Genomic DNA, 20,966 nt, shown 5'->3' with positions numbered 1-20,966 from the left:
CTACACGTCACCCCGGCGCAGCAGCCGCCCGCGCGGCGCCGCTCCCAGGTCGATGCGGGCGCCGCCGAGCCAGGTCTCGCGCACCACCCCGGCCAGGGCCATGCCGTCGTACGGGGTGATCGGGTGCTTGTGCTCGAGGTCCGAGGCCGACACCACCGCCGCCTCGTCGGGGGCGAACAGGCACAGGTCGGCGTCGTAGCCCAGGGCGATGCGGCCCTTGCGGCTCAGCCCGGCCAGCCGGGCGGTTCGGGCCGACATCCACTCGGCCACGTCGGCCAGCGTGTAGCCGTGGGTGCGGGCCTGGCTCCACACCGCGCGCAGCCCGAGCTGCAGCGACGAGATCCCGCCCCAGGCCACGCCGAAGTCGCCGATGTCGAACCGCTTGAGCTCGGGCGTGGAGGGGGAGTGGTCGGTGACGACGCAGTCGATGACGCCGTCGCCCAGCCCCTGCCACAGCTGCTCGCGGTTCGTCGACTCCCGGATCGGTGGGCAGCACTTGAACTGCGTGGCGCCGTCGGGAATCGCCTCGGAGGTGAAACTCAGGTAGTGCGGGCAGGTCTCGACCGTGATCAGCACCCCGTCGCGCTTGGCCGAGGCCAGCATCGGCAGGGCGTCGGAGCTGGAGAGGTGCAGGATGTGCACCCGGGCCCCGGTGTACCGCGCGGCCTCGATCACCTCGGCGATCGCCACGTTCTCGGCCCCGCGCGGGCGCGACGCCAGGAACCGCCGGTACCGGTCGCCCTCCGGCGCCGGGGCCCGGTCGATCGCCTCCGAGTTCTCCGCGTGCACGATCATCAGCGCGCCGAAGTCGTGGAGCCGGAAGAGATACTGCTCCAGCTCGTGCGACGACAGTGGCAGGAACTCGTCCACCCCGGAGTGCAGCAGGAAGCACTTGAACCCGAAGACCCCGGCGTCGTGCAGCGGGCGCAGCTGCTCGAGGTTGCCCGGCACCGCACCGCCCCAGAACCCGGTGTCCACGAAAACCGCTCCGTCGGCGGCCTTCCGCTTGATCTCGAGGGCCTGCACCGTGGTGGTGGCCGGGATCGAGTTCAGCGGCATGTCGATGACCGTGGTGACGCCCCCGGCCGCGGCCGCGCGGGTGGCGGTGGCGAAGCCCTCCCACTCGGTGCGGCCCGGCTCGTTGATGTGCACGTGCGTGTCGACCAGGCCCGGCATCAGCACGACGTCGTCACCGAGCTCGATCACCTCGGCGGCCTCGAGCGGGGCGTCGAGAGGCTCGATCGCCACGATCCGCCCGTCGCGGATCCCGATCGAGCGGGCCGACTCACCCACCGTCGTGATCACCCGGGGAGCCCGGAAAACCGTGTCCAGCACAACATTCCCCTAACGTCGGGCCAGCGCGAGCAGAGCGGGGCGATCCAGACCGCAGGCCGCGACCACCTCGGCCTCGTCGCAGGCGCCGCAGTCGACGGCCCGCAGCACCGCGTTGGCCAGGGCCTGGGCGGTGGCCGGCTCGTCCATGACGCCCGAGTCGGCCTTGGCCACGTAGGTCTTCAGCCGGGCCGCACTGGGCGCCAGCTGGGCGCGGTAGAACACGTAGGTGGCCGCGTACCGCGACACCAGGTGGCCCGGGTGCAGGTCCCAGCCCTGGTAGAGAGCCCGTTCCAGGGCCCGGTGCACCAGCCGGGCGTGCAGCCGCCAGGCGGCGCCCACGTCGGCGGCCGACCCGACCGGGATCACGTTCGTCGAGCCGTCGCTGACCCGCACCCCGGTCTGCGCCGCCGCGAGCTGCATCACCGCCTTGGCGTGGTCGGCCAGCGGGTGCTCCAGCGACTGGTACCCGGCGACCACCCCGGCCGCCGCACTGAAGTCGTAGGTACCGTAATGCAGTCCCTCGCAGCGACCTTCGGCCGCGTGCACCAGCCGGGCCACCGCGGCCGAGCCGTCGGGCCCGTACACCGCCTGCGGCACCTCGATCTGCAGCTCCAGCCGCAGTGAGCCCTCGGCCAGCCCGAAAGCCTTTTCCAGGCGGTCGAGGATCAGCACCCCGGCACGGACCTCGGCCACGTGCGCCACCTTCGGCAGCGTCACCACGAACCGTTCCGGCAGCCCGCCCGCCGGGACCGCCGCCGAGATCAGGAGTTCCAGCGTTCGCAGACCGCGACCGCGGGTGGACGCCTGGAGCCCCTTGATCCGGGTGCCCGCCATCAGGGGTGGGCTGGTCAGGGCGGCGAGAGCCCGGCCGGCGGCGGTCGCGGCGGCGTCTTCCTCCGCGTCCGGACGCAACCCGTACCCGTCCTCGAAGTCGACCCGCACGTCTTCGATCGGCTGGGACGTGAGCTTCTGGCTCAGGCGCGGGTACGCGTGCTCCAGCAGATCAGCCGGAAGGCCGCTGAGTGAGGCCAGTTCGGAGGAGGACGGCGCGATCGTGCCCAGCAGTGCCAGCGCCTGCGTGCCCCACCGGGTACAGACGTCGGCGTCGAACTGGTCGGCCGGGACGTACACCGTGTGCACGGGCTGACGGCTCGCGGCCTCACCCGGAAAGGCGGCCGCCTGGGCGTCGGCGGGGGCCAGCAACGCGTCCAGTTCGGACGTGAAGGACTCGTCGAAAACCATGGAGCTCCCTGTGAAAGCGGTTCAGGCGAAGCCGGGGACGAACTGCCAGGCCGACCCGGCGTCGGGCGCCTCCTCGCGCAGCACCTGGCCCTCGATCAGGCCGTAGGGCCGGTCGCCGGCGATGAACACCTGGTTGGGGTTGTCCAGCCCGAACGGCGTCAGGTCGGCCAGGTAGTGGTGCTTGTTGGGCATGGAGAGCCGGACCTCGGCGACCTCCGCGAAGTCTTCCAGCACCGCCGAGCCCATCGCGTACAGGGTCTGCTGGAGCGCGAGACTGTGCGTGGAGGCGAAGGTCTCGAGCATCCGCGAGCGAATGCCCGTGAACAGCGCCCCGAAATCGAGGTCCAGCGACGAGTACCGCCAGCGTGCCGTCACCGATGTCGCCAGGATGCGGTCGGTCGTCTCGGGCAGCGTGGTGTACTCGTCGCGCGGGAACCCGTGGAACTCCGAGCCGGTGGTGTTCAGCACCACCAGATCGGTGAGCCCGGAGACGACCCACGCCGACGAGCCGTCGAAAGTGACGCTCGTGGTGCGGCGTTCACCGCCGGGCCGGGAGAACGAGTGGTCGCCGACCCGGGTCCAGGGCAGCTGGTCGATCTCGATCTGCGCCCCGGTCACCGCCTCCTGCGACTGGACGAAGTGCCGCCCCAGCCGCAGCGCGAACTCCTCCGGCTCGCCCACGCCGAACTGACGGGCGAAGGCGTACACCGTGTTCTTCTGCGTGTCCGTGGCCAGCACCGACGAGTTGTCGCCGGTGAGGTAGGTGGCGTCGAACGCCCCGCGCAGGTGGGTGCTCACGTTCAGGTCGGTGAGCACGTGCTGCGGTGCGGAACGGTCGACGTGCACGAGCCGCACCTCGGCCTTGCCGTACTGGTTGGCGCCCAGGACGATGCCCATGCCTCAGCTCCCGCGGTAGGTCGAATAGGCGTAGGCCGACAGGAGAATCGGCACGTGGTAATGCGTTTCGTCGGTCACTGTGAAGGCGACCGTGACGAAGGGGTAGAAACACTCCCGGCCCTGGGCCGCGAACCAGTCGCCGGTGGCGAAGGTGAGCCGGAAGACGCCCTCGGCCACCGCGGGGAAGTCTCCGCGCACCCGGCCGTCGGCATCGGTGACCGCCGTGACCACCGGCGTCCAGTCGTCCGCAAGCCGTTCGAGCGTGACCGAGACCCCGGAAGCCGGTCTGCCCGTGCCCGAATCCAGCACGTGGGTCGAGAGCGAAGCCATCAAACCGGCTCGCTCAACAGCGAACCCAGGCGCAGCTGGGCGATCTGGGCGAGCTGGTCGCGCACCACGCCGGCCTCGGTGTCAGGATCGTGGGCCAGCCTCTCGTTGAGCGCGGCGAGGATCTCCGGCCCGCTGCGCCCGGCCGCCCGGATCAGGAAGACCCGGTTAAACATCTTCTCGTAGGCCAGGTTTCCGGCGTGTAACGCCTGCGCCAGCTCGGCGTCGGAGGCGTCCACCCCGGACTGCTCGGAGCGGGAGTGCGAAGCCTCGCGGGACACCTCGGCAGGACGCTCACCGATGCGCGGATGCCGGCTCAGCGCCGCCTCGAGGTCGTCGTCGCTGAGCACCAGCCCGAAGCGGTAGGCCGTGGCCAGCAGGCTCTCGGCGTCCGGATAGGGCCGCCCGGCCAGCACCGCCTCCGCCCAGCCGGGCCCGTGCAGGCAGGTCAGCAGCCGTTCCCGGGCCGTGGCGGCCGGGAGCTCGTTGAACGGGGCGACGTCCTGGCCTGGGGGCACCTGACTCCTCGAGATCGTTCCGTGACTGCCGCCACGATACTCAACGACGGCGTCTGCGAGAACGTCTCGGGCGCACCATGATCGCGACGGCGAACAGGGCGACCGCCGCCACCGCCGCGCCGCCCGCCCCGACGAGCAGTTTCAGCCGGTTGTCGTCACCGACCAGATTCTCGATCCGCACCGCCGCCGGCGACGCGGCTGAGGACGTGGGCGAAGGGGTGGGCGTAGCGGTCTCGTAGGCGGGGATGTTCACCCGCAGAACCGGCTGATCAGCACCTTCCGACCCGACCAGGGCGTACCCGTCCATCACCGCGATCGACTCGCCCTGCTCCTGGTCGGGCAGCGCGGCGGAGGCCAGCGTGCGCAGCCGGCCGCCGTCGGCGTCGCGCGGCGACTCGACCACCGACACGTTCCCGTAGCCCCGCAGCACGATGTTCCCGTCGGGGAGAAAGGCCCCGTCGGTGACGAACGACGCACCGGTCGAGGCCACCTTCTTCATCCGGGTGATCTTCGACGAGCCGCGACCGGAGGGCCACAGCGACGTCGGAACGGCGTAGACCTCCGACCCGAACAGCGTCTTGGAGACCACGTAGAGGCGACCGGTCGAGGGATCGGCCATCAGCGTCTCGGCGTCACGCGCACCACCCGGATAGGTCAGCCGCAGCACCCGCACCGGGCTGACGGTGGTGTCCGCCAGCGCCGACGGTTCCTCGATGATCGCGATGCGCACGTAGTCGTGCACGCCGTTGTTGTCGCCGATGTCCCCGACCGCGATCATCGCGGTGCCGTCGGCGGCCTTCCAGCTGGTGACGGCCTCCCAGTCCCGGGCGTCCTCACCGGCGATCGTGACCGTGGCGGCGGTCGAGCCGTCTTTCGCGATCGCGTAGATCTGGTTGAGCCCGCCGGAGTCGTTGTGGGTCCAGAGCACGTCGTCGTGGAGAAGGCTCGGCGCCAGACCCGAGCTCTCGAGGATGCGCGGATCGCTGATCACCCGGTCGACGCGGGTCTTGGCCTGAGCGGTCGCCGGCCACCCGAGAAGGAGGGCCAGCACGACCAGGGTGACCAGACGCGTCCTCAATTCGCCAGCACCGACTCCACCTCGGGGGCCAGCCGCTCGGCCAGCGCGGGCTCGATGTGCCAGGCCGAGACCAGGTCGGTGTACTCGGCCACCCGCCGGGCGGTGGGAGCGGTGCCGGTGTGCACGGCGCGGATGAGGGCGTTGCGCGGGGTGTGCCGGGAATCGATGAACTCGACCACCTCGACCCGGTAGCCGAGCAGCCGCAGCAGATCGGCGCGCACGGTGTCGGTGAGCACGTCGGCGAACCGCTCGCGCAGGATGGCGTGCCGGGTGAGGCCCGCGAACGGGGCGCCCGCGTCGGAATCGGTGAGCTGGCGCTGGATGTCGTGGTGACAGCAGGGCGCGGCGAGCACCCCGCGGGCCTGCCAGCGCACCGCCAGGGCCAGGCTGTCGTCGGTGGCGGTGTCACAGGCGTGCAGGGCGAGCACGATGTCGACGCCGGTGAGCTCCGGATCGGCGGCGGCCTCCTCGATCGACGCCGCCTTGAAACCCAGCCCGGTCAGGCCCGCCTCGGCCGCGACCCGGGCGTTGCGGGAAGCCATCTCGGGCCGGATGTCGACCCCGAGCGTCTGCACGTCCGGGTCGATCTCGGCGGCCAGGTACCGGTGCGCGGCCATGGTCAGGTAGGCGTTGCCGCAGCCCAGGTCGACCACCCGGAGCGGACGGCCCTCGGGCTTCACCCGGCGGGCGATCGGGGCGAGCTGACGGAGGAAGGCATCGACCTGACGGCGCTTGGCGGCGTCGGCACCGAGGATGGTGAAGAGCGGGTCGGCCGGGTCGATGAGGTGGTTCTTGGCCCGGTCGTGGGTGGTGTCGGCGGCTTCGCCGGAGGCGGCCGAAGTGTGCACCTGGGCCTCGCCGCGCTTGGTCACCCGCAGCTGGACGACCGCCTCGCGGGTCTCCACGTGCCAGTTGCCGTAGGGCTGGGCGAGCAGGGAGTCCACGGCCGCCTCGGCGTCGGGGCCGGTGTGATTGAGGACGACGGGGGTGCGTCCGTCGGTCGCGGTCACCTGGAGGTGCCGCTCACCTCGGAGGTCGACGGGACGCAGCTCGGCGCGCGTCGGGTCGGGATGCTCGGCGCGGCGCCGCCCGGAGGCCACCGCCCGGATCAGCCCCTCGGTGTCGAGCAGGAGGGGGCGCAGGCGATCGAGGGCGGGCTGGAGCGGTTCGGGCACCCGCTGATTGTCTCAGGGGGTGAGGGTGATGGCCGACAGCGCGGGGGTCGACCGCGCGGTGGCCGACCTCGCCGGCCACCGCGTCCGGGGTCACCGCTACCGGGCCAGCCAGGCGTCGGGCGCCTCGGCCATCTCCCGCACCGTGGTGGGGAGCTGCCCGGTGAGCACGTCTTGCAGGGTGGTCTCGTCGAGCACCATGCGCAGGCTGTGCCGCATGGCCACCCACACCGTGGGCAGGTGCTCGGCGACACCCGTGTAGGCGGTCTCGTGGGGACGAAGGCCACGCACCTCGGCGAGCGGCCCGTCGACGACCCGGATCACGGAACCGATGGTGATCTCGTCGGCGGGACGGGCCAGGGCGTAGCCGCCGTCGGCACCGCGCTGAGAGCGCACGAGGCCTGCCCGGCGCAGCTCGGAGAGGATGGCCTCGACGAACTTGCGGGGCAGATCCTGCTGCGCGATCAGCACATCCACCTTGACGAGATCGGGTGACTTCGAGGCGAGCATCAACAGCGCCCGCACGGCGTAGTCGGTCTTGGCGGAGATCTGCACGGCTCTATTGTCCCCATAGCTGGGGCCTCGCGCCGCCCGGCCTCGGCCGACACGCCCGGGTGGGTGCAACTGCGGGCCGAACGGGCGCGATCAGGCGCCCGTGAGCACACCCGATCCGCCCCACCGGTGGCCCGCCGCTCAGGAGACCGCGAGGGTCTTCGGGGCGCCGCTCGTGCGCAGCCAGACCGACCGTTCCGGCTCCAGCGCGAGCTCCTCGGCCTGCCCCCGGGTGAGCTGCACCCAGGGCTCGCTGCCGTTGGCGGTGCGCAGTTCGGCCCGCACCTCGTACCCCACCCGCGTCAGCCGGGTGACGGTGGCCGCCACCGTGTCCGGACCCGGCGTCCGCAGCACCTCGATGTCGTGGGGCCGGATCAGCGTGCCGTCGAGGGTGGTGACCGGGCCCAGGAACTTCATCACGAAGTCGTTGGCCGGCTTGTCGTAGAGGTCGGCCGGGGCGCCCACCTGCTCGATCCGGCCGCCGTTGATCACCACGATCTCGTCGGAGACCTCGAGGGCCTCCTCCTGGTCGTGGGTGACGAAGATGGTGGTCACGTTCATCTCGTCGTGCAGGTTGCGCAGCCAGTCGCGCAGCTCCTTGCGCACCTGGGCGTCGAGGGCGCCGAACGGCTCGTCGAGCAGGAGCACCTCGGGCTGCACGGCCAGGGCGCGGGCCAGGGCCATGCGCTGCCGCTGACCGCCGGACAGCTGCGACGGCAGCCGGTCGGCGAACTGCTCCAGGTGCACCAGCTCGAGCAGCTCCGTCACCCGCTTGCGGATCTCCGCCTTGGGCTTGCGCCGGATCTCCAGCCCGAAGGCCACGTTCTTGAACACCGACATGTGCTTGAACGCGGCGTAGTGCTGGAACACGAAGCCCACGCTGCGTTTCTGCGGGGGCAGCCAGGTGGCCTGCACGCCCTCGATCTCGACCGTGCCGGTGTCGGGGAACTCCAGGCCGGCGATGATCCGCAGCAGCGTGGACTTCCCGCCGCCCGAGGGGCCGAGCAGGGCCGTGAGCCGGCCGGTCGGGACCTCGAGGCTGACGTCGTCGAGCGCGACGAAGTCGCCGAACCGCTTGGTGATGCCGGAAACCGCGATGCTCATCTCTTCTGCTCCTTCGGGCGCACCAGGGCGATGATGACGATGAACAGGACGGCCACGCACATCAGCAGGAAGGCGGCGGTGAACGCGTCCTGCTCGGCCTGCTTCCCGAACTCCTGGTAGCTGTCGTTGACGAACAGCGTGAGGGTCTGGGACTCGCCGGCCACGCTGCCGCTGACCACCCGCACGGCGCCGAACTCGCCCAGCGAACGGGCCAGGCTGAGCACCACGCCGTAGGACAGGGCCCATTTGACGGTGGGCAGGGTGATGCGCACGAAACGCTGGAAACCGTTGGCGCCCAGTGACTGCGCGGCCTGGTCCTGCTCGGTGCCGGCCTCTTCGAGCACCGGGATGACCTCGCGCACCACCAGCGGCAGAGCCACGATCACGGTGGCCAGCACCAGGGCCGGGGTGGCGAAGATGATCTGGATGCCGGCGTTGCTCAGGGCCGGGCCGAACCAGCCGCCCGAGCCGTAGACGAAGATCAGCGCGATGCCCACGACGACCGGCGAGATCGAGACCGGCAGGTCGATGACCGCGTTCAGCAGGCGGCGGCCCGGGAAGCGGTAGCGCACGATCAGGATCGAGATGCCCACGCCGAACACGGTGTTGATGACGACGCTGATCACCGCGACGAGCACACCGAGCCGGGCGGCGGAGCGCAGGTCGGGGTTGCGCAGCGACTCCAGCACCGGCTGCAGACCGTCGGCGAAGGTGTGCTGAACCACCGTGCCGACGGGGAGCGCGACCAGGCCGAGCACGTAGCCGACGGCGATGATGCGCAGCACCCAGCGGGTCACCCCACCACCCGACCGCCGCGGTCGCCGCGGGGACTGCGCGACCGTGACCGACGGCGTCCTCAGTTCTGGCTTCTCCAGGGAGGTCTCAGTCACGACGCGCCGCCAGTCTCTGCAGGGAGTCGAGCAGCACCAGCACGATCACGGCGACCACCAGCAGCAGCGTGGCCACCGAGGCGGCGCCGGTGGTGTCGTTCTGCTCGATCAGCTTGAGCATGTAGGCACTGCTGACCTCGGTCTTGCCGATCAGGTTGGCCGAGATCAGGATGACCGAGCCGAACTCGCCCAGCGCGCGGGCGAAGGCGAGGGCGGAACCGGCCAGGATCGCCGGGGCGATCGTCGGCAGCACGATCCGGCGGAAGGTGGTGAGATTCGAGGCACCGAGCGAGGCCGCGGCCTCTTCGACGTCGCTTTCCATCTCCATCAGCACCGGCTGCACGGAGCGCACCACGAACGGCAGGGTGACGAAGAGCAGGGCCACGAAGATGCCCCGCCGGGTGCCGACCAGGTTCGCACCGAACGGGCTCTGCGGCCCGTACAGCGAGATCAGCACGAGGCCGGCCACGATCGTCGGCAGCGCGAACGGGATGTCGATGATGACCTCGACGATGCGCTTGCCCCAGAACTCGTCACGCACGAGCACCCAGGCCACGAGCGTGCCCAGCACCGCGTTGATCACGGTGACCAGCACCGCCGCGCCGACGCTGAGCTTGATCGTGTCGAGGGCCTCGGCATCGGTGACGGACTCCCAGAACGGGCCGAAACCGGTCTGGAGGGCCACCACCACGATGCTCGCGATCGGCAGCAGCACGATCAGCGACAGCCAGAGCATGCTCACGCCCAGGCCGATTCCCGAGGCGGTGGTCAGCCGCCCGGACGAGACCGGGCGAGGGCGCCGTCTCGGCGGCGCGGGGGTGGTGGTGGCCATCTCCACGACTACTTCCGCAGCTTCGTGACGATGCCGTCGTCGCCGAAGAACTTCGCATCGACCTCGTCCCAGCCGCCCAGGTCGGCGATGGTGGTGAGGGTCTTCACCGTCGGGAACGGGGCGGCCGGGTCGTTGGCGCCCTCGACGTCGGTGGGGGTGACGCCGTCGATGATCGGGCGGTAGCCGTCTTTCGCGAGGATCTGCTGACCCTCGGTGCTGCGGATGTACTCGAGGAACTGGGAGGTGGCCTCGGGCGCGTCTTTCGTGACGGCGCCCGGGTTCTCGATCAGCAGCGTGCTGTCGGGCACGATGTAGTCGAGCTCCTCGCCGGCCGCGCGGGCCGCGATGGCCTCGTTCTCGTACGAGATCAGCACGTCGCCGGTGCCCTTGAGGAACGTGTCGGTGGCGTTGCGGCCACTGTCGTTCCAGCTCACCACGTTCCCGATGAAGCTCTTCAGGTAGGTCTCGGCGGCCGCCTCGTCCTTGTCGGTGCCGAGGGCCTGGGCGTAGGCGCCGAGCAGGTTCCACTTGGCGGCGCCGGAGGTGCCCGGGTCGGCGGTGACGATACCGACGCCCGGCTCGGCGATGTCGGCCCAGCCCTTGATGCCCTTGGGGTTCCCCTTGCGCACGGCGATGACCACGACCGAGCTGGAGTTGATGCCGTCGGTGTCGCCGGCGTCCTTCCAGGCGGCGTCGACCGTGCCCGCCTCGACGACCTTCGTCATGTCCGGCTCGAGCGAGAAGGCGACCAGGTCGGCGGCCTGACCGGCGACCACCGCGCGGGCCTGCGCCCCGCTGGCGCCGTAGGAGCTCTTGAACGTGACGCCCTCACCGGCGGGCGTCTTGGCGAACGCCTCGCCGAGGTCGTCGTACGCGGACTTGATCACCGAGAAGCCGACGATGTCGATCGTCTTGTCGTCGCCACCGCCCCCGCCGGAGCTCGAGGCGGTCCCGGTGTTCGAGCCGCACGCGCTCAGCCCGATCGTGGAGGCCGTCAGCAGGGCGAGCACGGCGGTCGTGCGGCCGCGTCCACGCAGAAGGTTCATCTCGGTGGGACTCCAACTCTGTCTCGGACCGTTCCGGGGCCCTGGGGACCAGCAGGGGACCAGCAGCAGGCAGACCCGGCGGTCGGGCGTCCCGGGCTGCGGTAACCATACATTAACTCTATCTCGCCACTAGAGAATAGAGGAAAAGCAGGGTTTTGAGCTCAGATCCTCGTGAGACGCCGGTGATGGCCGGTGATGCGCCGGTGATGGTCCGGTGAACGCTGTCAACGTGCCGTTACAGGACGGCATCGCCGGTGGTCGGGCGCGGTCGACCGTCCGGCAGACCGCGGCCCGACGACCCCTCGCCGTGCGGGCACGAAAAAGCCCCCGGCCCGGGGCCGGGGGCTTTCGGGGACGGACTCAGCCGAGCCGTTCCGCCACGTACTCCACGCACGCCAGCAGGGCACTCACGTCGGCGGGGTCCACGGCCGGGTAGACCGCGATCCGCAGCTGGTTGCGACCGAGCTTGCGGTAGGGCTCGACGTCGACCACGCCGTTGGCCCGCAGCACCCGGGCCACGGCCGCGGCGTCCACCCCGTCGAAGTCGACCGTGCAGACCACCTGACTGCGCGCGGCCGGATCGGTCACGAACGGCGTTGCGTAGGGCGACTTCTCGGCCCAGGTGTAGACGCGCTCGCTGGAGTCGGCGGTGCGGGCGCTCACCCAGTCCAGGCCGCCGCCCGCCTGCATCCAGTCGATCTGCGAGGCCATCAGTGCCAGCGTGGCCACGGCCGGCGTGTTCACCGTCTGGTCTTTGCGCGAGTTGTCGATCGCGGTCTGCAGGTCGAGGAAGTCCGGCACGTAGCGGCCGCTCGCGGCGGTGCGGGCGCTGCGCTCGAGCGCAGCGGGGGAGAGGAAGGCCAGCCACAGGCCCCCGTCGGAGGCGAAGCTCTTCTGCGGGGCGAAGTAGTAGGCGTCGGTCTGGCTCACGTCGACGGCCATGCCCCCGGCGGCGGAGGTGGCGTCGATCAGCATCAGCGCCTCCCCCGGAACCCGCTGAACCGGGGCCTGCACCCCGGTCGAGGTCTCGTTCTGCGGCCAGGCGTAGACGTCCACGCCCTCCTCCGGCTCCGGCGCGGCCACCGACCCGGCCGGCGCCGAGATCACCGTGCTCGCGCCCAGGAACGGCGCCTTCTCGGTGACCGCGGCGAACTTGGCCGAGAACTCGCCGAACGTCAGGTGCTGCGCGCGGTGCCGGATCAGGTTGAAGGCCGCGATGTCCCAGAACGCGTTCGAGCCACCGTTGCCCAGGATCACCTCGTAGCCCTCGGGCAGGTCGAAGAGCTCGGCCAGACCGGTGCGCACCCGGCCCACGAGCTGCTTGACCGGGGCCTGGCGGTGCGACGTGCCCAGCACCGTGCGCTCGATCGAGGCCAGGTACTCGACCTGCTCGGGGCGGATCTTGCTGGGGCCGGACCCGAAACGGCCGTCGGCGGGCAGCAGGTGCGCGGGGATCACGATGGCGGCGTCACTCACGCGCGCCAGTGTCGCAGGTCAACGCGTCCGGCCCCTAGGACGCCCTCGTCCGGGTCCCTCAGGCCGTGTACCCGTCCACGCTCTCGATCCCGCGCGGCCCCTCACCGACGTACCGCGCCGACGGCCGCACCAGCCGCCCCGTGGCCTTCTGCTCCACGATGTGCGCCGACCACCCGGCCGTGCGGGCACAGGAGAACATCGGTGTGAACATCCGGGCCGGCACCTCGGCGAAGTCCAGGATCACGGCCGCCCAGAACTCCACGTTGGTCGCCAGCACCCGGTCGGGACGGCGTGCCTGCAGCTCGGCCAGGGCCGCCTGCTCCAGCGCCCGCGCGGTCTCGAAGCGCGGGGCCCCGAGCCGTTCGGCGGTGGCGCGCAGCACCTGGGCGCGCGGGTCCTCGGCCCGGTACACGCGGTGCCCGAAGCCCATCAGCCGCTCGCCCCGGTCGAGCACCTGCTTCACGTAGGCGGTCGCGTCGCCGGAGCGCTCGACCCCCTCGAGCATGTGCAGCACCCGCGACGGCGCCCCGCCGTGCAGCGGCCCGGACATCGCCCCGACCGCACCCGACAGCGCCGCGGCCACGTCGGCCCCGGTCGAGGCGATCACCCGGGCGGTGAAGGTCGACGCGTTCAGGCCGTGCTCGGCGGCCGACACCCAGTACGCGTCCACGGCCTCGACGTGGCGCGGATCCGGTTCGCCCCGCCAGCGGATCATGAACCGTTCGGTGATGGTGCGTCCCTCGTCCACCATCTTCTGCGGCACCATCGGCGCGTTCTGGCCCCGGGCCGACTGCGCCACGAACGACAGCGCCATCACCGAGGCCCGCGCCAGGTCGTCGCGGGCCTGCGCGGGGTCGATGTCGAGCAGCGGCTTGAAACCCCACAGCGGAGCCAGCTGGGCCAGGGCGCTCTGCACGTCGACCCGCACGTCACCGGTGTGCACGGGCAGCGGGAACGGCTCGGCGGGCGGCAGCCCGGGCGTGAACGAGTTGTCGACGAGCAGGCCCCAGACCTGGCCGAAGTCGACCCGTCCGGCCAGATCGACCAGGTCGACGCCGCGGTAGCGCAGCGCGCCGCCGTCCCGGTCGGGTTCGGCGATCGCGGTCTCGAAGGCGACGACGCCCTCCAGGCCCGGTACGAACTCGCCCATGTCGGAACTCCCTCGCTCGTGTGGGCCTCCAGTCCAGCTCACGTCAAGGGCCGCCGGTAGTGCCCGCGGTATCGGGAAGACCACACTGGCGCCATGAGCTTCGACCCCGCCTTCAGTGCCCAGCGGCTCTCGTACCAGGTGCCCGGCCTGGGCGAGTCCGAGCTGGCCACCACCCCGCTGGCCCAGTTCCGCACCTGGTACGACGACGCGCTGGCCCACCCGGACGTCACCGAGCCGAACGCGATGGCCGTCGCCACGGTCGACGCGCACGGCGCCCCGTCGGTGCGCACGGTGCTGCTCAAGCAGGCCGAACGGCTCGGTTTCGTCTTCTTCACCAACTACGCCTCGCGCAAGGCCACCGACCTGGCGGCCCGCCCGGTCGCCGCGCTCGACCTGGTCTGGATGCCACTGCACCGGCAGGTGTCGGTGCGGGGTGTGGTCGAGCGGGTGGACGCGGCGGCGACGGCCGAGTACTTCGGCTCCCGTCCGTGGGGGTCACGGATCGGTGCCTGGGCCAGTCACCAGTCGCGGGTGGTCGCGTCCCGGACGGTCTTCGAGGACCGGCAGCGTGAATTCGCCGAGCGCTGGCCCGATTCCGGCCGCCCGGACGACGTCCCGGTGCCGCCGGACTGGGGTGGCTTCCGGGTGCGGCCGGTGGAGATCGAGTTCTGGCAGGGGCAGCCCTCACGCCTGCACGACCGGCTGGTCTTCCTGCCCGCGGGGGCCGATCCGGAGGCGGTGCGTGTCGACGCGGGCGCCGGCCTGCCGGTGCTCGACGATGCCTCGGGGTGGCAGGTCGTGCGCCGCGAGCCCTGAACCCTCACCGGGAGGACGTGGTGGTGCGGTTCGACCGGCAGCGGGCCGGAGGTCAGGAGCCGGTTTCGCAGAACCGGTTCCAGGCCTCCTCGGCCTCGTCGTCGCGCCCGGCCCCGCCGAGCACGGCGGCGAGCCGGGCGCCCAGACCGTGCCTCTGTTCCGCCTCGCCGACGTGGGCCGCGGCCTCCGCGGCCTCCCGCAGGTCGGTCACCGCTCCTTCGAGATCGCCCAGCTCGGCGCGCAACTGGCCGCGCAGGCCCTGCAGGTCGCGGGCCGACCAGGCGTCGTCGAGGGCGCGGTACTCGTCGACCAGACCGTCGGCCACCTCCATCGCCTCGCCGAACCAGCCGCCCAGCGCCAGGAGCCGCGCCCGCTGCTCGGCGATCGCGACCCGGTGCCAGCGCATCTGGACCTGCGCCAGCTCCCGTTCCGAGGGCTGGACCCGGCGCCCGGTGAGGGCCTGGGCCCAGTCGTCGAGCGTCTCGTCGGCCTCGTCGAGCGCGGCCAGGGCGGCGTCGTCACCGGCGTCGGCCCGCACTGCGGTGACCCGCTCCCGACGGCAGGTCGCGGCCCGGGCCCAGTCGCCGCCGGCCTCGGCCAGCTCGGCGGCGCGGTCGAGGTCGGCCGCCACCCGGCCCGGCCGCCCGGCCACCCGGGCGGCCAGCTGCCAGGCCTCGGCCTGCCCGATCGGGTTGCCGTTGCGCGCGTGCCACTGGGCGCTGCGGATCGCCAGGCGCCGGGCCGGTCCGGGAGTGCCCGCCGTCGAGTTCGCCTCGGCCGCCGCGAACGCCGCCGCCCCGGCCAGATGAATGCGGGAGGCCACCTCGGGAGTGAGCTCACCGGGCGGCATCTCGACCTCGTCCGGGGCCGGGCGCTCGCCCGGCTCGCTGCGCACGGCGGGCGTCTCCATACCCTCGGCCCGCAGCACCTCCACCACGTCGGCGAACGCGGCCTCGGCACTGGCCGCCGCCGCGAACGGCCGTTCCAGCTCGAGCAGCACCCGGGACAGGTCCACCCGGCACTGCCCGGCCAGCGCGGCCGGGGCGTAACGGTCGAGCAGCGGCACGGCCCGGGCCAGGTCGGCGGCCGCGATCGAGGCGTCGCCCACCCGGTGCCGCAGCATCGCCGAGGCGGCCAGCAGAGTACCGAGAATCGGCCCCTCGCCCGATTTTTCGGCGTCCTCCACGGCCCGGTCCCAGATCGCGAGCGCGGCCCCCGGGTCGCTCTCACCGAGCACCGAGGCCAGATCGGCCCCGGCCTGCGCGCGCTCCAGCGGGCGCACCCCCTCGGGCAGCGTGGCCACGGCCTGCATCAGGGTGCTCACCGCGGCCGAGCGGGGTTCGTCGCGGGCGCGCAGCCGCAGCATGCGGGCCAGCGCCCGGAGGTGACGGTGCTCGAGACGTTCCGGCGGGACCGACCGCAGCTGGGCGATCGCGGTCTCCAGCGGGTCGAAGTTCACCAGGTCGAGCGTCTGCGCCACCTCGAGCACGTCCTCGGGCGTCATCTCGGCCCGCAGCTGCTCCATCGGGTCGAGGCGGCGCCGCGACTGCCGGGGGTCGTCGTCGCCGTGCCAGGGCCGGTGACCGGGGGAGTCCGAGGGCGTCACCGGGATCGGCGTGGTCATGAACGGGCCGATGAGTGACGTCGGCATCGACGAGGGACCGAACGGCTCGGCCACCGCCGGGTCGTGGATCGGCTTGACCTCGTCCTCGTCCTCGTCCTCGTCCTCGGGGATCTCGTCCGGAACGGCTTCGTCGTCGGGTGCGGAGACCGGGATCAGCCCGGTCACCTCCTCCGGCACCGACCCGTGCACCGGCACCAGCTGGGAGATCTGGTCGGGCACCTCGACCCCGGCCGCGGCCGCGATCTCCCGGGCCAGCACCAGGCGCGACAGTGCCTCGCCGAGGTCGGGCCCCGACCCGGTCCCGGCCACCTCGGCGGTCAGTTCCTCGATCCGGTCCATCGCCGGACCGGGCTCCAGCAGCCGGTTCTGGGCCGCGATCAGCACGCAGGCCTGGTCGTGCAGCAGCGACTCGAGCACCAGGCCGCCCGCCCGCAGCCGCTCGGTGGCGGTCTGCGCCGCCTCCAGCAGCACGGGGGCCTCGAGCGGGAGCCCGGCCGCGGGATCGACCGGGTGCGAGGAGATCTCGTCGAGAGCCAGCCAGCCGTCGAGCCGCGCGGCGGCCCGCTCGGCCTCCGGGTCGCCCTCGGTGGGCACCCGCGACCGGATCGAGCGCCAGGCCTGCATCACCGCGCGCATCGCCTCGGCCGAGTCGGCCCTCAGCCCGTCCTCGAACTCCTGGGCCAGCACGGTCAGGTCGGTGCTGTCGGCGGCCGTGCCCTCGGCCCGGCGCCCCCGGCTGACCGGCTCCGGCGTCCACTGCTCCAGCCCGGCCCGCTCGAACGCCTCTAGCGGCATGTCCGGCAGCGAGCCCGAGCCCAGCGTCTCGCGCAGCCGGGCACCGACCTCGGCGGTCTCGTTGCGCCGGTCGAACTCCGCGGCCAGCCGGCTGCTGTCGGCCAGCACCAGCTCACTCAGGCGGGACACGGTCAGGTCGGCGCCGGTGACGTAGGCCTCCGGCAGCATCTGCGCGCGATCGGCGGGCAGCACCAGCTCACCCGCGCGCCCGACCTCCTCCAGGGCCCAGGCCAGGCGGGCGATCGCCGCCGCGTTCTCCAGCCGGGCCAGCGGTGAGGGCGCCCCGGTGAGGGCGGGCAGCCATTCGCGCAGCAGGTCCAGACCGTGGCGCAGGCGGCCGCTGCGGGCGCAGGCGAGCAGCTGGTCGGCGGCGCCGGTGCCGTGGATCGCGGTCGCGGCCAGCGCGACCCCGGCCCGCGAGTCACCCGTGATACCGGCCGCGGCGGCCGCGCCCGCCACCCGGGCCCGGATCAGCCGCACCGCACGCACGTGCTCCGACGCCGCCGCCCCGACCTGCCCCAGACGCAGCAGCGCCGGGACGACCGCGCCGATCATCCCGGCCGGCTGCTGTTCGCACTCCGAGGCGGGGGCCCTCAGCACGGGGGCGGCGTGGTCGACGGCCCGCTGGTAGGCGCCCAGCTCGACCAGGTGCCGCACCTGCTCGGCGCGCTCGCAGTCGGGGCAGCCGATCCCGGCGGGGGAGGGCCCGGCCCCCAGCCAGGCCTCGAGCTCACCGCTCGCCGTGGTGATGCCGTGCACGTGCCGGGTGAACAGGAACCGGGCGCGCAGCACCGGCCCGGCCGGGGCCCCGGCCTCCGCGTAGCGCTGCTCGGCGCCGGTGACGATGTGATTGATCAGGGACCGGGACACGTCCGGGTGGGGCAGCAGCCCGGCCCCGGCCTCGGCCAGGTTGGCCAGCAGCCGCCCCGACAGTTCCTCGCCGAGCCAGCCCGGGTTCTCGTCGTAGCGGGCGGTCAGCCAGCCGAGCAGCTCCGGCGCGCGGTCGTGCCGGCCACCGTCCAGGCAGGCCGTCAGCAGCGCGCTGCGGATCTCGGTGCCCAGCCGGCCGACCTCGGGTGCGCTGCCGGCCCGGCCGACGGACGACAGCAGCGCGTCGAGCGCACCGATGCGTTCCTCACCCGGAGGAAGCTCGTGCGTGCCGGCCAGGGCCGCGCGGATCTCTTCGGACGCCGTGCTCACTCGCACGATCATGCCTTCTATCGGGGGTCCGTGTCGGCCGTCCGGACTACTGGCTGGTTCGCCGTCGGAGAAACCGCGGGAAAACCCGTTGCCGCCCGGCCGGGGGCGTACGTACCGTCGTGCCACACGAGAGAGGAGGTGGTTCGACAGTGAGTTCATATCGGACGCGTGAGGTGGCCGTCAGCTAGCCGCCGTCGTTCCGGACGGACTGCTCTTGTTTCTCGAGAGTGATTCACGGTCGACACGGCCGGCGAATTCCAGGCAGTCACCGCAGCCCGCAGGGGGCGCGCATCGTCCAGCGCGCCACCGCCGGATCCTTCCGGCGAGCCTGCGGGCTGTTGCCTGCCCGGGCCCGGTGCGGCGGGCGGCGCGATCGCCGAGAGGCGTCGGTGCGGGCGGCTCCGGTTCCCGCACGATGCGTCACGTGACGACGCTCAGGCTGCCGGTGGATGGTGCTCGGTTGCCCGAGGGCGGACAATGGCCGTGTGAGCGACCTCATTGACACCACCGAGATGTACCTGAGAACGATTTTCGAGCTCGAGGAAGAGGGCGTCGTCCCGCTGCGGGCCCGGATCGCGGAACGTCTCGGTCACTCGGGGCCCACCGTGTCCCAGACCGTCGCACGCATGGAGCGTGACGGGCTGCTGCACGTCTCCGGCGACCGCCACCTCGAACTGACCGAGATCGGCCGGGCCAAGGCCACCCGGGTCATGCGCAAGCACCGCCTCGCCGAGCGTCTCCTGCTCGACGTGATCGGCCTGGAGTGGGAGCTCGTGCACGACGAGGCCTGCCGCTGGGAACACGTGATGAGCGACCACGTCGAACAGAAGCTGCTCAAGATGCTGGCCGGCCCGATGGAGAGCCCCTACGGCAACCCGATCCCCGGGCTCGAGGAGCTCGGTGGCCCGGAGGCCGCGCCCAACGCCTTCCGCGAGGGCGTGCTCAGCCTGCCCGACGCGGTGGCCTCGGCCGACAGCCCGAACGAGCTCCTGGTGCGCCGCCTCGGCGAGCGTCTTCAGATCGACACCCAGCTGATGAAGCAGCTGCAGGGCGCCGGCATGGTGCCCGGCTCGCGGGTGCAGGCGCAGCGCACGCCCACCGGCTACATGGTCAACGTGGTGAAGCTGCCCGAGATGCGCTCGGCCGAGTCCGACGCCGGGGTGGCGCTGCCGGCCGACGTGGCGCGTCACGTCTTCGTCGAGGCCGTCTGAGCGGATCCCGCCGCACCCCTGGCCGCAAGGGCCTGCTCACAACGGCGCGCTCGCTCGCCAGCCCCGTCCAGCCTCGGCTGGGCGGGGCTTGCGTACGTATGGGTCAATACCAGACCGAAGTCCCCTCGGTGCACCGCCGTCGGCACGCAGAGTGGTTGCCGACGGCCACTAGCAGCCGCCGTTCGGCACTGTCAAAAAGTGCGCGACGCGCCGAGCCGTGTTAGAGGACGTCGCAGCTCAGGATGCTGATCGAGAGGTTAAAGGCGTTGGTGGGGCTTCTGTGCATCGCCGGAACGGCCTACCGGAAGGTGCCGTTCGACCGGCCTTTGGTCACCCGAACGTGCTCACTCGGTCACTTTCCGTAAAGTTTTTCCGGGGTGTCGTGACACAGACGTGACATGCCTTCGCCTGTTCGGGTAGCTTCACGTTCGCTTCTCTCCCTCCGAGAAGCCCCCGAGGTGGACGCCGAGCTCTGCCATCACCCCGGGGCAACACGAACACCGCATGGCAGAGGCGGGGGACCCAATTCCGGGCGTCCGAACCTTGGACGTCCTCGGGGTGAAGCCGAGATCCGACTCGCAAGAGGCAGATCCGGCCGGATGACTTCTCCCATCCGAACCCGACAGCTGACCTCGTAGGCGTTCGGAGAGGTAAACCGTGACTACTCGGGCCACGGCGCGCCATCGCGCGCCTGTTCGTCCTGCAACACCGCTGTCGTCCCTGGGCACCGCGATGACCGGCCAGATGTCCGTCCTGGGTCGGGGTGGCGCGGTGATCGCCATGTCGGGTGGGCTGGTCGCCACGATGGGGATGTCTTCCCAGGCCGCCACCCGCACCGCCACCGGCGCCGAGGCGGCTGCTCCGGCCACCGCCCCGATCTCCGTGCAGCCGGCTGTCGCGTTCTCCGGGAGCCTCGCGGCGCCCGTCGGTACGCAGACTTCCTCGGCGTCGCTCACGGCACCCGTCGCCGCCACGGTATCGTTCGAAAGCAGCGACTTCACCGCTGTTCCGAACAAGGTCGTTATCTCCGCCCAAAACGGAGAGTCGTCGACGGGTACGAGCGTGTCCAGTTCATTCGGCAGTGCGCGGGGAGCCTCCGTGCTCGCTGTTGCTGCCCGCTACATCGGTGTCACCTATCGCTACGGTGGCGTGAGTCCCCTCGCCTGGGACTGCTCGGGCGCCACCAAGTACATCTTCGGCCAGGTCGGCATCGAGCTGCCGCGCACGGCCAACCAGCAGATGCTGAGCTCCACCCGCATCTCCCGGTCCGAGGCCGTGCCGGGCGACCTGGTGTTCTTCACGTCCGGCGGCAGTGCCTACCACGTGGGCATCTACGCCGGCGGCAACATGATGTACGACGCCGGCCGCACCGGCACGTCGTTCAGCAAGCGGGCGATCTGGACCAGTGCCGTCACCTTCGGCCGGGTGTCCGCCTGATCGCACCACCACGCACGAGCACAGGAGGTCCGCCGGTCCGGCGTGGCCTCCTGTGTTCGTTTGCCGGATGGTCACGCAGATCACTGAGGTAAAGGGAGTGATCTGGCGGTGGGTTCCCGCTTACTCTGTCAAGCAGAGTCCGACAAGCTGGCATACCGGTGAGGAGGTCGCCGTGGCAGCACACATACGCGACTTCCTGACGGCCAGGGCGCGGGCCCATACCGGGTTACCGGGCCTGCATCGGCAGGTCGGCAGTAGTTCGTT

At 71.8% G+C, this 20,966-nt stretch carries 18 protein-coding genes, 1 pseudogene and 1 riboswitch; of the genes and pseudogenes, 3 read left to right on the top strand and 16 right to left on the bottom strand.

All coding sequences use genetic code 11. The features are described from left to right. The 15 genes and pseudogenes from allB to J2S57_RS08245 form a co-directional block, all read right to left on the bottom strand. The gene (gene allB / locus J2S57_RS08310) at positions 1-1,335 is read right to left on the bottom strand and encodes an allantoinase AllB (protein WP_307240178.1); all 1,335 of its coding nucleotides are present in this window, start codon (positions 1,333-1,335) and stop codon (positions 1-3) included. A gap of 9 nt (positions 1,336-1,344) precedes the next feature. Then, on the bottom strand, positions 1,345-2,577 hold the full coding sequence (locus J2S57_RS08305) for a DUF6986 family protein (RefSeq protein WP_307240177.1): 1,233 nt from the start codon (positions 2,575-2,577) through the stop codon (positions 1,345-1,347). A 21-nt stretch (positions 2,578-2,598) separates the two neighbouring features. Further along, on the bottom strand, positions 2,599-3,474 hold the full coding sequence (gene pucL / locus J2S57_RS08300; RefSeq protein ID WP_307240176.1) for a factor-independent urate hydroxylase: 876 nt from the start codon (positions 3,472-3,474) through the stop codon (positions 2,599-2,601). 3 nt (positions 3,475-3,477) lie between these two features. Next, complete coding sequence (gene uraH, locus J2S57_RS08295; RefSeq protein ID WP_307240174.1) at positions 3,478-3,804, bottom strand: hydroxyisourate hydrolase; 327 nt, start codon at positions 3,802-3,804, stop codon at positions 3,478-3,480. Further along, positions 3,804-4,319, bottom strand: coding sequence for a 2-oxo-4-hydroxy-4-carboxy-5-ureidoimidazoline decarboxylase (gene uraD / locus J2S57_RS08290; protein ID WP_307240171.1), 516 nt, complete (start codon positions 4,317-4,319; stop codon positions 3,804-3,806). The genes uraH and uraD overlap by 1 nt, the downstream gene beginning before the upstream one ends. A gap of 40 nt (positions 4,320-4,359) precedes the next feature. Further along, on the bottom strand, positions 4,360-5,397 hold the full coding sequence (locus tag J2S57_RS08285) for a hypothetical protein (RefSeq protein ID WP_307240168.1): 1,038 nt from the start codon (positions 5,395-5,397) through the stop codon (positions 4,360-4,362). Beyond that, entirely contained in the window at positions 5,394-6,572 is a 1,179-nt protein-coding gene (locus J2S57_RS08280; RefSeq protein ID WP_307240166.1) for a class I SAM-dependent methyltransferase, read from the bottom strand. Before J2S57_RS08280 ends, J2S57_RS08285 begins: the two co-directional genes overlap by 4 nt. Before the next feature lie 96 nt (positions 6,573-6,668). Further along, the gene (locus tag J2S57_RS08275) at positions 6,669-7,124 is read right to left on the bottom strand and encodes an RrF2 family transcriptional regulator (protein ID WP_307240164.1); all 456 of its coding nucleotides are present in this window, start codon (positions 7,122-7,124) and stop codon (positions 6,669-6,671) included. 138 nt (positions 7,125-7,262) lie between these two features. Next, positions 7,263-7,538: a TOBE-like domain-containing protein gene (locus J2S57_RS35510; RefSeq protein WP_442358346.1), complete on the bottom strand. Its 276-nt coding sequence runs from the start codon at positions 7,536-7,538 to the stop codon at positions 7,263-7,265. Positions 7,539-7,568: 30 nt separating this feature from the next. Continuing rightward, positions 7,569-8,225: pseudogene (locus J2S57_RS08270) on the bottom strand (sulfate/molybdate ABC transporter ATP-binding protein); the annotation flags it as partial. Continuing rightward, positions 8,222-9,115 carry a sulfate ABC transporter permease gene (locus J2S57_RS08265; RefSeq protein WP_307240161.1) on the bottom strand — a complete coding sequence of 298 codons (894 nt, stop codon included), beginning with the start codon at positions 9,113-9,115 and terminating at the stop codon, positions 8,222-8,224. The gene J2S57_RS08265 and the pseudogene J2S57_RS08270, both read right to left, overlap by 4 nt. Then, positions 9,108-9,947 carry a sulfate ABC transporter permease subunit CysT gene (cysT, locus tag J2S57_RS08260; RefSeq protein WP_307240159.1) on the bottom strand — a complete coding sequence of 280 codons (840 nt, stop codon included), beginning with the start codon at positions 9,945-9,947 and terminating at the stop codon, positions 9,108-9,110. Before cysT ends, J2S57_RS08265 begins: the two co-directional genes overlap by 8 nt. A gap of 8 nt (positions 9,948-9,955) precedes the next feature. Further along, positions 9,956-10,993 (bottom strand): sulfate ABC transporter substrate-binding protein, encoded by a 1,038-nt coding sequence (locus J2S57_RS08255; RefSeq protein WP_307240157.1) that lies wholly within the window; start codon positions 10,991-10,993, stop codon positions 9,956-9,958. Between the two features lie 360 nt (positions 10,994-11,353). Further along, positions 11,354-12,469, bottom strand: coding sequence for a phosphoserine transaminase (serC, locus tag J2S57_RS08250; protein ID WP_307240155.1), 1,116 nt, complete (start codon positions 12,467-12,469; stop codon positions 11,354-11,356). A 58-nt stretch (positions 12,470-12,527) separates the two neighbouring features. Beyond that, a complete protein-coding gene (locus tag J2S57_RS08245; protein WP_307240153.1) occupies positions 12,528-13,619 on the bottom strand; it encodes a citrate synthase 2 in 1,092 nt (363 codons plus the stop codon). 93 nt (positions 13,620-13,712) lie between these two features. Here J2S57_RS08245 and pdxH point away from each other — a divergent pair, with 93 nt between their 5' ends. Continuing rightward, positions 13,713-14,435, top strand: a complete 723-nt coding sequence (pdxH, locus tag J2S57_RS08240; protein ID WP_307240151.1) for a pyridoxamine 5'-phosphate oxidase — start codon at positions 13,713-13,715, stop codon at positions 14,433-14,435. Positions 14,436-14,487: 52 nt separating this feature from the next. Here pdxH and J2S57_RS08235 read toward each other — a convergent pair whose 3' ends face one another. Beyond that, positions 14,488-18,054: a tetratricopeptide repeat protein gene (locus J2S57_RS08235; RefSeq protein WP_307240149.1), complete on the bottom strand. Its 3,567-nt coding sequence runs from the start codon at positions 18,052-18,054 to the stop codon at positions 14,488-14,490. 485 nt (positions 18,055-18,539) lie between these two features. Between J2S57_RS08235 and J2S57_RS08230 the strand changes: the two genes are divergently transcribed. Then, positions 18,540-19,265 (top strand): iron-dependent transcriptional repressor DtxR, encoded by a 726-nt coding sequence (locus tag J2S57_RS08230; protein WP_307240147.1) that lies wholly within the window; start codon positions 18,540-18,542, stop codon positions 19,263-19,265. A 488-nt stretch (positions 19,266-19,753) separates the two neighbouring features. Next, positions 19,754-19,920, top strand: a riboswitch (cyclic di-AMP (ydaO/yuaA leader). Positions 19,921-20,009: 89 nt separating this feature from the next. Further along, positions 20,010-20,702: a C40 family peptidase gene (locus tag J2S57_RS08225; RefSeq protein ID WP_307240145.1), complete on the top strand. Its 693-nt coding sequence runs from the start codon at positions 20,010-20,012 to the stop codon at positions 20,700-20,702. The last annotated feature ends 264 nt before the right edge of the window (positions 20,703-20,966 follow it).

This window comes from Kineosporia succinea (assembly GCF_030811555.1).
In the GTDB taxonomy this organism is placed as follows: Bacteria; Actinomycetota; Actinomycetes; order Actinomycetales; family Kineosporiaceae; genus Kineosporia; species Kineosporia succinea.
The sequence above is the reverse complement of the archived record's forward strand: the minus strand, read 5'-3'. Positions and strand labels throughout refer to the sequence as shown.

Excerpts from the sequence above, each read along its gene's own strand:
- J2S57_RS08305 (WP_307240177.1), bottom strand. The coding sequence starts at position 2,577 with ATGGTTTTCGACGAGTCCTTCACGTCCGAACTGGACGCGTTGCTGGCC.
- pucL (WP_307240176.1), bottom strand. The coding sequence starts at position 3,474 with ATGGGCATCGTCCTGGGCGCCAACCAGTACGGCAAGGCCGAGGTGCGG.
- uraH (WP_307240174.1), bottom strand. The coding sequence starts at position 3,804 with ATGGCTTCGCTCTCGACCCACGTGCTGGATTCGGGCACGGGCAGACCG.
- J2S57_RS35510 (WP_442358346.1), bottom strand. The coding sequence starts at position 7,538 with ATGAAGTTCCTGGGCCCGGTCACCACCCTCGACGGCACGCTGATCCGG.
- cysT (WP_307240159.1), bottom strand. The coding sequence starts at position 9,947 with ATGGCCACCACCACCCCCGCGCCGCCGAGACGGCGCCCTCGCCCGGTC.
- J2S57_RS08255 (WP_307240157.1), bottom strand. The coding sequence starts at position 10,993 with ATGAACCTTCTGCGTGGACGCGGCCGCACGACCGCCGTGCTCGCCCTG.
- J2S57_RS08245 (WP_307240153.1), bottom strand. The coding sequence starts at position 13,619 with ATGGGCGAGTTCGTACCGGGCCTGGAGGGCGTCGTCGCCTTCGAGACC.
- pdxH (WP_307240151.1), top strand. The coding sequence starts at position 13,713 with ATGAGCTTCGACCCCGCCTTCAGTGCCCAGCGGCTCTCGTACCAGGTG.
- J2S57_RS08225 (WP_307240145.1), top strand. The coding sequence starts at position 20,010 with ATGTCCGTCCTGGGTCGGGGTGGCGCGGTGATCGCCATGTCGGGTGGG.